This window comes from Psychroflexus sp. MES1-P1E (genome assembly GCF_002836055.1).
Taxonomy (GTDB): domain Bacteria; phylum Bacteroidota; class Bacteroidia; order Flavobacteriales; family Flavobacteriaceae; genus Psychroflexus.
In genome coordinates, this window is record NZ_PJBS01000345.1 from 1 (window position 1) to 12,495 (window position 12,495).

The 12,495-nt window shown below is 37.7% G+C and carries 10 protein-coding genes; 4 read left to right on the plus strand and 6 right to left on the minus strand.

Annotated elements, in window-relative coordinates; all coding sequences use genetic code 11:
* Positions 1–72 precede the first annotated feature (72 nt).
* Together CXF67_RS18975 and CXF67_RS18980 are read right to left on the minus strand one after the other, a co-directional pair.
* On the minus strand, positions 73–273 hold the full coding sequence (locus CXF67_RS18975) for a hypothetical protein (protein ID WP_257984726.1): 201 nt from the start codon (positions 271–273) through the stop codon (positions 73–75).
* Positions 249–506, minus strand: a complete 258-nt coding sequence (locus CXF67_RS18980; protein WP_257984725.1) for a gamma-glutamyltransferase — start codon at positions 504–506, stop codon at positions 249–251. Before CXF67_RS18980 ends, CXF67_RS18975 begins: the two co-directional genes overlap by 25 nt.
* A 575-nt stretch (positions 507–1,081) precedes the next feature.
* Here CXF67_RS18980 and CXF67_RS15600 point away from each other — a divergent pair.
* Both CXF67_RS15600 and CXF67_RS15610 read left to right on the plus strand, forming a co-directional pair.
* The gene (locus CXF67_RS15600) at positions 1,082–1,843 is read left to right on the plus strand and encodes a hypothetical protein (protein ID WP_219621044.1); all 762 of its coding nucleotides are present in this window, start codon (positions 1,082–1,084) and stop codon (positions 1,841–1,843) included.
* A gap of 669 nt (positions 1,844–2,512) precedes the next feature.
* Positions 2,513–4,711, plus strand: coding sequence for a DUF5916 domain-containing protein (locus tag CXF67_RS15610; protein ID WP_102089580.1), 2,199 nt, complete (start codon positions 2,513–2,515; stop codon positions 4,709–4,711).
* A gap of 322 nt (positions 4,712–5,033) precedes the next feature.
* Here CXF67_RS15610 and ggt read toward each other — a convergent pair whose 3' ends face one another.
* Positions 5,034–6,770 carry a gamma-glutamyltransferase gene (gene ggt / locus CXF67_RS15615; RefSeq protein ID WP_102089587.1) on the minus strand — a complete coding sequence of 579 codons (1,737 nt, stop codon included), beginning with the start codon at positions 6,768–6,770 and terminating at the stop codon, positions 5,034–5,036.
* Positions 6,771–7,304: 534 nt separating this feature from the next.
* Here ggt and CXF67_RS15620 point away from each other — a divergent pair.
* Positions 7,305–7,871, plus strand: coding sequence for a type 2 periplasmic-binding domain-containing protein (locus tag CXF67_RS15620; RefSeq protein WP_102089581.1), 567 nt, complete (start codon positions 7,305–7,307; stop codon positions 7,869–7,871).
* A gap of 66 nt (positions 7,872–7,937) precedes the next feature.
* On the opposite strand, the gene CXF67_RS15625 is transcribed toward CXF67_RS15620, so the two are convergent.
* The 3 genes from CXF67_RS15625 to CXF67_RS15635 form a co-directional block, all read right to left on the minus strand.
* The gene (locus CXF67_RS15625; protein WP_102089582.1) at positions 7,938–9,161 is read right to left on the minus strand and encodes an Nramp family divalent metal transporter; all 1,224 of its coding nucleotides are present in this window, start codon (positions 9,159–9,161) and stop codon (positions 7,938–7,940) included.
* Positions 9,158–10,264, minus strand: coding sequence for a DUF2891 domain-containing protein (locus tag CXF67_RS15630; protein WP_102089583.1), 1,107 nt, complete (start codon positions 10,262–10,264; stop codon positions 9,158–9,160). Before CXF67_RS15630 ends, CXF67_RS15625 begins: the two co-directional genes overlap by 4 nt.
* A gap of 79 nt (positions 10,265–10,343) precedes the next feature.
* Positions 10,344–11,294, minus strand: coding sequence for a calcium/sodium antiporter (locus CXF67_RS15635; RefSeq protein ID WP_102089584.1), 951 nt, complete (start codon positions 11,292–11,294; stop codon positions 10,344–10,346).
* 102 nt (positions 11,295–11,396) lie between these two features.
* Here CXF67_RS15635 and CXF67_RS15640 point away from each other — a divergent pair, with 102 nt between their 5' ends.
* On the plus strand, positions 11,397–12,149 hold the full coding sequence (locus tag CXF67_RS15640; RefSeq protein ID WP_102089585.1) for an SDR family NAD(P)-dependent oxidoreductase: 753 nt from the start codon (positions 11,397–11,399) through the stop codon (positions 12,147–12,149).
* Positions 12,150–12,495 lie beyond the last annotated feature (346 nt).

Below are 12,495 nucleotides of genomic sequence, written 5' to 3' on the forward strand. Positions count from 1 at the left end.
CCTAAAAAATAATTAGCATAGCCTTAGTTATGGTAATTATTTTTGTTAAAAAGCAGGCGAAAAAGAAACGATTTATTGCGGCATTGTGGGTTTAATTTGGCATAAGTTCACTTGACCTGTGGTACTCAATTTGTCCGTGAGTTTCACTGTAGGTTCCGATGATCCTGAATGATCCCATCGTGCATCATCTTCAGCCTCTTGTACATTCATTCCAAAATCGATGATATTGGTTAATATACTGACATGTCTTATGGGTAGATAAGCCCCTCCCAAGTCTCCATAGCTGAAAATGGCTTGCTGTTTTTCATAACAAATCCTAGTATAATGGTATGAAAAGGATGCTTTCCAGAGGCATATGCATTAGGAAGCTTGGAGTCGATAGAAAACAATTCACCTCGATTTCGAAAGCTAATTCCAAGTCCAAGCACTACAAAACCAGTTCCCATTCCTCTAAAATTACTTTGTATTAAAGACAGCATATTGCCTTCACTATCAGCAATGATCAACTATACTGTATCTTCATTTTCAATGACCTCATCACCAGTGCTAACATCTTTCATTGCTTGCTATCTCTAAAATTTCCTGCGAACCCCTAGCAGAAAGACCCCACTCTTCTTCTTTATAAAATTTAAAATAAATGGACTTTAATTTTCTTTTTTCAAGTATTGGCCTAAATATTTAAACCATTTGCAAGTTTATTCTTACCGCAACATCTATTTTTGGTTCATCAAAGTAATAAAATGAACCAAAAACAGTTCATTGTAGGCAATAATTAACCTCAATGGGCGATTTCTGAAATTAATAATTCTGAATGTCATGTTTGACATCGCGGTGCTGAGAATGAGAAATTTAGTAACCTATATAAGTATGCGGATTTTCAGATGGAAGGACCTCCATTTTCATTCTATGTTACTTGATTGTGCTTATTTCTATAATACTTCCTACTGGCCACGATGGCAGTTGCTCGTTAGGGGCTTATGACGACACAGAAATAATAAATAATACTCATGGATTTGATGAATATTTAAGGAATTCTACCATGCTCTTTCTCCTTTTTTTCAATTAATTAATATAATAAATAATGATCAAAAAAATCACTCTTTTAAGCTTAATAATTACCGTTTTAATGTCATTTTCTTCTGTTTATGCTCAGACTACTTCGGTAACCGTTCGCGCTAAAGCGAAAGATGCCAAATTTATAGGCACTTCTATTGGTGGTGCACAAATTATTATAAAGAACGCCCGTACTGGTGAAATTTTAGCCGAAGGAATCACATCAGGAAGCACTGGTGATACCGAAAAAATCATGAAAACTCCACATAAACGTGGCGAGACAATGGCAGATGATAAGACAGCTGGCTTTACTGCAAATTTAGACCTAAAAGAACCCGTTTTTGTGACCGTTGAGGCGTATGCACCAGTGCTAAAGAAACAGGCTGCAGTGCTCAGTTCTACCCAACTATGGCTCATTCCGGGTAAGAATATAGAAGGCGAAGGTCTCGTTCTTGATATTCCAGGTTTTGTGGTCGATATTCTGAGTCCGCAGACACATGAAAGCGTTTACCCTGGCAGTGAGCTAAGGCTTAAAGCCAATGTGGTTATGATGTGCGGCTGCCCCACTTCCCCAGACGGAATCTGGGATGCCAATGACTATGAGGTAAAAGCATTGATCAAAAGCGATACTGGGAACAGAACAGAAGTTGAACTTAAATTTGCAGATAAACAGAGCACTTTTACCGCAACTACAATCTTAGAAGAAGGTGTCTATCACATCAGTATATATGCCTATGACGCCAAAACTGGCAACACAGGGCTTGATCAAACTTCAGTGATTATTAAATAGAACAAACTTAAAATGAACTTTTATAATGAATCCTCAAAGAATAGAATATATTTTGATTTTTCTTTTTCCTTTCCACTATTTTAAATAGCTCAAAAATTATCGAGTTTATAGTATTTACAACTCAATAATTTTTTATAATCATCTGATTGAGCTCCTAAAGTGTTGCAGGTGAACTCCTAACACCTAAGAATATAGCAATTCTAGACTATTACAAACAGTCCCTCGACAAGCAGAACTTCTGGGTTAAGTTCAAGGCCGTCAGTAACAAACAAGAAGTGCTCCTCCGCCAAAGAGATGCAGCGAAAGCTGAAACACAACCGCTGCAACCTCATCTGGGTGATTATACACAGGATACCTTTCGGTCATGCGACTGCTAAATGAAGGCCACACGCTGTCCTGTTCCACAAACTTGGAAAAGGTTTTTTTGATATAATGGACTCCATATAAAATAAGTAAGAGACTCACAAACGCAACAGTAGAAGGCTGAAGTAACCCGAACATTAAACTACCAAACCCCTGAAAAAACAGCAACTAGATTCTATTCTAAAAAACTCATGCCCTAAAGAAACGGCGACCTTGAGTATAAGTGTTAAAATTCATCTACTGAGTCAAAAATTTAATTTTTAAAAAAAGTAAAGTCTTAAATTAGTGCATAAGAATCCGTACAAAATGATCAAAACCGCCGCTATTGTTGTCTTTTTTTTCTCTTTTATATCAACAACAGCTCAAAATTTACAAAAAAAATTTACTGTAAAACACACCTCAGAAGCCTTTATAATTGACGGTGTTTTAAACGAATCAGCTTGGGATTCTGCTGAGAGTGTGGGAGATTTTCAACAGTATTTTCCATCAGATGATAAACTCGCAAAATACCAGACAGATATTAGGATACTCGTAGATGATGAAATACTTTATATAGGTATAAAAGCTTATACTTCGGGGAGTGATTATGTGATTCCGTCTTTGGAACGTGATTTCCGAGCAAGTGGCAGCGACAATATTAATATTATGTTTGATACTTTTAATGATGGTAACAATGCATTCCTATTTGGCATAAACCCCTTGGGGGTTCGTAGAGAAGTTTTTATTTCAGGTGGTGGACAAAGCCTAAATGGATTTACAACATCTTGGGATATAAAATGGAAAGGGGAAAGCAAGATATATGATGGTTATTACACTGCTGAAATGGCTATTCCGCTGACTTCCTTTAAGTTTGCTGAAGGAGAATCCAAGTGGCGTTTCCAAAGCTATAGGTTTGATATGCAGTCGAATGAACGCAGTAATTGGTTTGTAGTTCCTCAAAATCAAAGTGTTATCAATTTGGCTTTTATGGGTGATATGTTTTTTGAAAAGCCCTTGGGTAGATCAAGAACACCCTTAGCTATTATTCCATACATCAACGGTATTGCGGAAAAAGATTATACTACAGACACCTCCAATGCCTCTGTTAAAGTTGGGGCAGATGCCAAAATAGCCATTGGCAACGGGATGAATCTTGACATTACTTTGAATCCTGATTTCTCAAATGTTGAGGTTGATGCTATCTTTACCAACCTTACTCGTTTTGAAATCAATCTCCCAGAACGCAGGCAATTCTTTATTGATAATAATGATTTGTTTGGAGCATTTGGCAATAGTGTTGACGCTAATCCTTTTTTCTCTCGTAGAATAGGTATCGCAACAGATAGTCTTGGTAATTCTGTTCAAAATGATATTTTAGGAGGCGTTCGACTTAGCGGGAAACTCAACAAAAATCTTCGTCTAGGATTTTTAAATATTCAAACTAACAAGGACATAGAACAAGAAATCGCCTCCAATAACAATACTATGTTGGCCTTACAGCAGAAGGTATTCAGCAGGTCAAATATTGGATTCTTTTTTATAAATAGACAAACTACAGGATCAGAAGATTTTATTGATGATAAAGACACCTACAATAGGGTCGTTGGGATAGACTATAATTTGGCCAGTGAAGATAATGTATGGAATGGAAGATTTTATGCGCATAAATCTTTTCAGCCTAAAGATACCAATAACAACTATTCAGCTGGTGCTTCATTAGAAAAAAATACAAAGTATTGGAACGTGTCTTCTAATCTAACTCATGTCGGTGAGGGTTTCCGGTCCGATTTAGGGTTTATAAGAAGGAATGATATCATTCAATCTACAACCTCTATTAGACGCTTATTTTGGCCTGATAAGGGAGCTGTTAACAATCATAGATTAGAATTTGCGCCTACTCTAATTTGGAGACCTAGTCTTGATTATAAAAAAACTGATCATGAATTTGGCCTCAATTATAGAGTTACTATGAAAGATTTCACAGAATTTGGTGTGAATTATTCTAATAATTTTATATTTCTTACTCAGCCTTTTGATCCTACTGGAACGGAAGGCGCTATGGAACTTCCCGCAAACCAAGGTTATACTTTCAATTCAGCCGAGTTTAATTATGCCAGCAATAGGGCTGAAATATTTTCATTTAGTAGTACCGTTGGTATTGGTGAATTCTTCAATGGTCGGCAATATTCCTTTGGTGGACAAGCTTTATTAAGATTACAACCAAAAGTAAGGCTGAGTGTTAATATCAACTACGATAAAATAATATTACCAGACCCCTTCCCTAGTGCAGATCTTTGGTTGATAAGCCCAAGAGTGGGCATTACTTTTAGCAAATCTATATTTTGGTCAACTGTATTTCAATATAGTAATCAACGAGATAATCTAGGGATCAACTCTAGACTACAGTGGCGCTTTGCGCCCTTGTCTGACCTTTTTATTGTTTATAATGACAGTTACAGAGTGAACACTAGTGAACCCAAGTTTAGGTCTATAAACTTAAAGCTTTCATATTGGCTAAATATTTAAAATACTTCTCTTATATAGGTTTTCTTTAAAGGGTGAAAGTAATCTCAAAGTCAGAATGAAATAGATCTGAAGGTGTTAAAGATCGCGAAACTGGTAAACTATATTAAATCTTCATCCTGATTTTTCTTTATCGTAAAATTTGTTTGCATTAGTCTCCCTGCCTTTTTATCTGGTCTAAAGAGTTGTATGCTAATCACATCTAAGCCTGATTATTATATCACACCCCATCAAGACACCATTCAAGGTTTGATTAAAGACTATAACTGGAAGATTAATCCCGATTAAATTAGTTTTAAAACTTATAAGCACAGTTTTTATAAGTCTAGTAACCAGCAGCTTGACCATCCACTCTAGATTCTGAAGCCCCTAAATACACTCCATTTTTAAAATCGTGCATAATGCCTTGGTACCTTCCAAAGAAACTGTTCCCCACTTCGACTTTATGTCCTTTTGCTCTAAGTTGACGCACAACTTCGTATGGAATTCCAGACTCTAAGTTCACTTGACCAGTGGTGCTCAATTTGTCCGTGAGTTTCCCTGTAGGTTCCGATGATCCTGAATGATCCCATCGTGCAGCATCACCAGCCTCTTGTACATTCATTCCAAAATCAATGATATTGGTTAAAATACTCACATGTCCTATAGGTTGGTAAGCCCCTCCCATGTTTCCATAACTGAAAAGTGGCTTGCCGTCCTTCATCACAAACCCTGGTATAATCGTGTGAAAAGGACGCTTTCCAGGGGCATATACATTAGGGTGCTTGGCATCGGTAGAAAACAATTCACCCCGGTTTTGAAAGCTAAATCCAAGTCCAGGCACTACAAAACCAGTACCCATCCCTCTGAAATTACTTTGTATCAAAGACACCATATTGCCTTCACTATCTGCAGTCGTTAAATACACTGTATCTCCATTTTCAATAACCTCAACACCAGTACTAACATCTTTCATTGCGGTTTCACCAATAAGCTTTCTACGTTTAGCGGCATACTCTTTCGAGAGCAAAACATCATAAGGCACCTCTTGGAAATCAGGATCTGCGAAATGCTTGGCTCTGTCTTCGTAAACCAGCTTTTTGGTTTCTATAAAAGCATGTAGGGTTTCTGCTGTACCATACCCCATGGACTTCAAATCATAGCCTTCCAAAATATTCAACATTTGTAAAACGGCTGTTCCTTGGACGTTCCCCCCAACTTGATAAACGTCATAGCCTCTGTAATTAGTAGTAACGGGTTCCACCCATTCAGAACGGTGCTTATCAAAATCTGTATAGCGTAGATAACCCTTATTTTTTACCATCCATTTGTCTATCTTTTTAGCGATCTCGCCATTATAAAAGGCATCTCTTCCCTTCTTCGCCAACACTCTTAGCGTGTTTCCAAGATCAGGATTCTTAAAGATTTCACCTTTTTGAGGGCCACGACCATCAATAGTGAATGTACTTTCAAAAGCTCCTGGCTGAGTTTTTAAAAAGGGGACACTACGCCTCCATCCAGCAGAAATAGCTTCTGTTACAGGAAATCCATTTTCAGCATAGTGAATTGGAGATTTGAGAATCTCTTCCATCGGTAAAGAGCCAAATTTTTTATGCAACTCAAACCAGCCATCTACGGCGCCTGGCACGGAGATAGAAAGCAGATGATAAGGAGGAATACTTTCCTTGCCGATTTCATCTAATTCTTTTAGTAGATCATCATAAGACAAGCCTAAAGGTGAACGCCCACTGGCGTTTATTGCATAAAGCTTTTGAGTTTTCTCATGCCAGACAATGGCGAATAAATCACCTCCAATGCCATTTCCTGTTGGTTCCATTAGGCCCGTAGCTGCATTTGCAGCTATCGCCGCATCTATAGCGTTGCCACCTTGCTTTAAAATATCCAATCCAATTTGAGTGGCTAAAGGATGACTTGTCGCTACCATCCCATTTTGTCCTATAACTTCAGATCTTGATGCAAAATTAAGCCCATAAGCTTCCCTATCGCCCTGAGCATAAGTATGGTAAGTTATTAAGATCAGTAAAGTTGTTAATAGACTTAGAGGTTTGAGGTGTGGATTCATAAGATTAAATTGTTTAAATATAAAGCAATAAATTTTTAACTTAAATCTAATTGTCAATTTATAAATTCTAGAGTGATACCTTTTTTCCATTTTGATGTTGAATTATAGTTGGAATAAAAATAAAATAAATTGAAAGAAAAATTTAGTTTAAAAAATTCCGTCATTTTTTAAGGTAAAATATTAGGCTTACTTTGTGAAAAATTAAAACACGCTAAAATCAATCTTTCTTGTACGTATTTCACTAACTATTCACTCTAAAACTCTCTAGTTCTGATAAAACACACTTACTCTAAATTAGATATCTTAACTGTTGATTTCTGGAATGGCAACCGATCAGAGATTAGACAAGATTATGAAAGGGAAGTTCTAGAAGCTGTCCTTAAGGCTACAACTTTAGAATTTGGGCCTTGGGAGATTTTAGAAAGTCGAGCTGACTATCCCGGAAAAGAGGAATCGCTTGCTTTTAGCGAAAAAAATCATGATCTCCTAGTCACTATTGCCGGTAACCAAAAGTTTAAGCCTGAAGATATCCTTATGATTTCTAAACCTCTTACTAGAAATTTATTGGGGTATCGCATTCTTATAATTAATGACAAGGATACCTTTAAGTTTAAAGAGGCCAATTCAAAAGACATAAAACAATTAACGCTAGGTATTCCTGAAACATGGAGCGATGCCGATATTTTTAGAACTAATGAATTTAAAGTAAGTGAAAAAGGGAGTTTTGATGACGTTTTTAATAGGCTAGTATCTGGAGAATTTGACTATACTACCTTTGGTGCAAATGAAGTGGAAAGCATTTTTAAAAACAGAGCTTCCCAACACGCTGACTTAAGCATAGAAAATAGCCTGATGTTTTTTTATCCGTTCCCCTTGGTGTTTTATGTCAATCCCAAACAACCCAGATTAGCAGTGCGTATTGAGAAAGGTTTAGAAAATATAGAAAACAACAGAGTCTTAAGTGGTATTTTTGATTCTTATTACAAGCTTTTAATTGAGGATTTGAACTTAAAACACAGAAAAATAATATCCCTAAATAATCCATTAATTCCCAACGAGTTTGCTGATTTGAAGCCAGATTTAAAATCATTAAGTCTATAGTGGGGATATCTAATTTACTTTAGATAAAAACTTTGCTACTGATAAAATCTAAAGTTTATAAAACCTCTATCCATTAAACATCATAAAAAAACTCTTTAAACTCAAAAACAGGCAAAACAAGATAATCAGAAGGCCTACTAAGTTTTGAATCCAAGTGTTTTTATGTTCTCCCATCAACTTTTGGTTGGAGACTATCACCAAAAGTAAAACGGCGATAAAGGGCAGTAAAATCGCATTACTCACTTGAGCTATTTGGATGAGTTGAATTGGATTGATCCCCAAAGACGAAAAGAAAACGCCGAGAAAAAGGATACCTCTCCACGTCCATTTAAATTTAGGATGGGAGGTGCTCACATTCCAACCCAAACATCCTCTTAAAACATAGGCTGCTGCCAAAGCGGCCGTTAATGTTGAAGTGATTCCTGCCGCAAACATACCAAAGCCCAATAGGTACTTAGCATAAATCCCATACAAGGGCTCGAGTGTTTCTGCCATATCCAAAATAGAAAGCAACTCCTTCTTAGGTAACCTAGAAGCGGCAACGACCACCGCTATGGAAACTAAACCTCCAAGACCTATCGCTATGGCCGTATCCCATCGGACTGACTTTAATCCTTTTAGACCCTTCCATTTTTCCTGAACAATAGACGAGTGTAAAAACAAATTATACGGAACAATGGTAGTTCCGACTATCGCCAAAAGAGTGGTTAAGGATTCTGAAGGCATTTTAAATAAAACCAATCCTTTTAGTAAAGCTGTATAATCTGGTTGGGTTATGACCGCAGTTGCCAAAAAAGATAGACTCATCAACACGACCAGGACTATTAAAATACTTTCAATTTTTTTATAAGAATTCAAATTCAGAATAAAAAAGCAAATAATTCCAATGACAACTGGCAAATAATCCACTTGAAAATTACCAAAATGGATTTGGGTATCTGCATAAATAACTGAGAAGCCCATCACAGCTCCACTTATGTTTCCCGCTTCATAAGCAGCGTTTCCAAAAACAATAGCAAGAACCACCAAAAGCATTAGAATTCCTTTTAGTAAAGGGTGCTTTACCACATGTCGCATAGCGGTTCCCAGATCTTTTTGAGTTACCAATCCTACCCGAGCAGACATATTTTGTAAAACGATTGTGGCAAGTATAGATAATGCTAATGCCCAAATCAGGTCCATCCCAAACGTCACCCCTGCAATAGAACAGATGGTAATAGTCCCGGGACCTATAAAGGCAGCAGCCACAAAAGTGCCAGGACCAAAGTATTTTGAAAGACGTTTAATCATTCTGGGCGTTTGTCTAGAGCATATAAAGCAAAAGTCCCTAACCAATGTGACCCCTCGTAAGTATCTCCAAAAAGATGAGGATAGGCCTTTACAAAATGTTGATCACCTGTAGTTTTAAGATGATACAACGCTTCATACCGATTGGCCAATTCGTATAAATTCCAAGCCCGACTAAAGTTTAAACCCTCCAGATGCACCAACTTTCCATCACTCCTATCGCTCACCTCAGCGACCTCAAGACTAAAGTATTTTGAAAACAAACTTGGCATAAAAGCTCTGGCCCAAGACTCAAATTCCTGTTCTGGTAGAATCTTGCTCATCAAAGAAACTTCCTCAAGACAAGGCGACAAAAAATCATAACCACTAGGTTCCCAAGTTAAGGGACAGCCTCTATCCTTTAGGTAAAAATCTTTAGAACGCTTTATAATGAGTGATCTAAGCTCAGCCTTTTCAAAAGCCTCTGCATAATCTAAAGTGAGTGACAAGGCAAAAGCAGTATTGGGATGCTCCCCTACTCGTATAGGATAAACAAGCTTAGGCAAAAACTCAATCATTTTAGTTTCCAACACGTCTACCAATGGCATTATAGTGTTTAACCAGACCTTAGCTTGAGGATCTTCCCAGGTCTTCAGTTCCTTAGCAAGAGTAAACAACCACGCCCAACCGTAAGTTCTTTCAAAATTTTTATTATGTTCAGTTTCAAAGAATTCTATTTCTTTTTCTATGTTTTCCTGAGTGAGGCGTTCAGAAAGGGCAAATCGGATGGAGTCTCCTTGATTAAGCTCTGGGAACTGTTTTAGCAATTTTACAAGCGACCACTGACTATGCACCGCAGAATGCCAATCGAAACAGCCATAAAAGGCAGGGCGTAATTCTTTAGGCCTTGCTAAATCATCTTCAGAACCCAAAACTTGACCTAACTTATTTGGAAACTCTTGAGTGATGCACTCCAAAGGGAGTTCCACTAGCTTTTCAGCCTCAGTGATACTAAATTCAATAAAATTTTTATTCTCAAAAGGAGATTTGCTTCCACCCTTTTGTTTTGGAGAATCTTGGCAACTCCATATGGTTATAGACAGAATAGATATCCAAATAAACTTCATAGGCCGTTTTTCTGACCAAGATAATAAATTGAAGTAGAATACCTTTCATAGAATAAATCTAGACTTTAAGTGATACACCTTATAAAAAAAGCACATACAGAGTATACCCTACAAAACTAAAGATAAGCACCAAAGCTTCCCACCTATCCAGACGTTTAGCTTTTCCTGTAAACATCGCTATAAACAAGAAAATGCTACCGCCAAGCAACATCATTATATCTAAGTTGAAAGAGGAATTATAGGCTATAGGATGAATCAAGGCGGAAATAGGAACTATAAGCAGCACATTAAAAATATTAGAACCTATGACATTGCCAATGGCGATATCGGCATTGTTTTTAAGGGCTGCAACAACTGAAGTGACAAGCTCTGGCAAAGAAGTCCCCACAGCCACAATAGTGAGCCCTATTACTTTATCACTCACTCCAAAACTCATTGCTATGTCGGTAGCGCTTGTGACTACCAAATGCCCGCCCAAAACCAGACCGCCGAGGCCGAGTATCATAAAGCTTATCATTTTGGTAGTGGAATAGATATTTTCAGGTGGAGTATCTTCAGAAGACTCTTTTGCTAAGCCTTTATAAATATAAAACATAAAGCCAGCAAATAAGACCAACAACAGTAGAGCATCTACTCTGGAGACCGAGGCTACCTCAGCTCCCAATAGTGCATTGGAGAGAGCAAAAAGAATAGCAACTACCCCTAGAGAAATAGGGATCTCGATCCAGACCATTCTTTTTTGAACGGTAATAGGCTTAAGGAGAGCTACCAAACCCAAAGTAATAAACAAGTTGAAGTTGTTACTCCCTATCACATTGCCCAAAATCAAGTCGGATTGTTGATTCAAAGAAGCCGCCGAACTCACCACCAACTCAGGGGCTGATGTTCCAAAAGCCACAATGGTCAAACCAATAGCCAGATCGGACATTTTAAGGCGTTTAGCTAAAGCCGAAGCCCCTTTCACCAAAGCATCTGCCCCAAAAATGAGGAGGGCAAAGCCCAAAATAATCCAAAGTAAAGCCACAAGCATACAGATCCATTTATATAACAAATGTAAAAGCAATTACATTCTGTTGTTCGAGGTTCACCCAAAATCTTTACAAAGAATTCTTATCTTTAACCCAAAAAATATATGACACCCATAGCCTTTATAACAGGAGCCACAAGCGGTATTGGCCTAGCCACTGCCCACAGATTTTCTAAAGAAAAAATTAAACTCATTCTTTGTGGCAGACGCCAAGATCGCCTCAAAGCCCTACAGGAAGAATTATCCGCGCATACCGAGGTGATGACCCTTTCTTTTGATGTCAGGGACCAGACTGCCGTTCAGCAAGCGATAGAAAGCTTACCTCAAGACTTTCAAGATATCAGCATCCTTATCAATAATGCAGGTAATGCACATGGTTTAGACTTTATCCAAGATGGAGATACTGCAGACTGGGATGCCATGCTAGATATCAACGTCAAAGGTTTGCTTTATGTGTCTCAGCCTATCATCCAAACTATGATCAAAAACAAAAACGGTCACATTATCAATATTGGCTCAACCGCCGGTAAGGAAGTCTATCCCAAAGGCAATGTGTATTGCGCAAGCAAACATGCTGTGGACGCCATCAACCAAGGGATGCGCATGGACTTATGCGAACATGGTATTCGAGTAGGTGCCATCAATCCAGGCTTGGTAGAAACCGAGTTTAGCAAAGTCAGATTCAAAGGAGACGATGAGCGTGCCGACCAGGTTTATAAGCGATTTAAAGCCTTGCAACCCGAGGATATTGCAGATATCATTTGCTTTACCGTGACTCGTCCTTATCACGTCAACATCGCCGATTTGGTGGTGATGCCAACCGCGCAGGCTAGTAGCACAATGATAAAAAAAAGCTAAACATTTTCTTTTGATTTTGGGATAAGTGAGCTTTAAAGTTCTACGATATCACTAGCTTCTAACTTGGCGTTGGCCTTATACTGGCATCTGAAATGATTTCATTCCTTTCTACTGAAATAAAAACCTCTTACAAAGAGTTGATTGATAATAGATACACACAAATTGGAATAGACTAATAAAATAGCAACGGTATACAACAAAGTACTGTGGTATAAGACATAGCTAAAAAGTATAAAATCGAAAGGTTTGTGCTTATTTACAAAAACCGCCAAATATTTAATTAGACTTTTAAAAATGAAAAGTTAAAAAACAAAAAGTTAACCCCGAAGCTTCGGGACAGTTCACG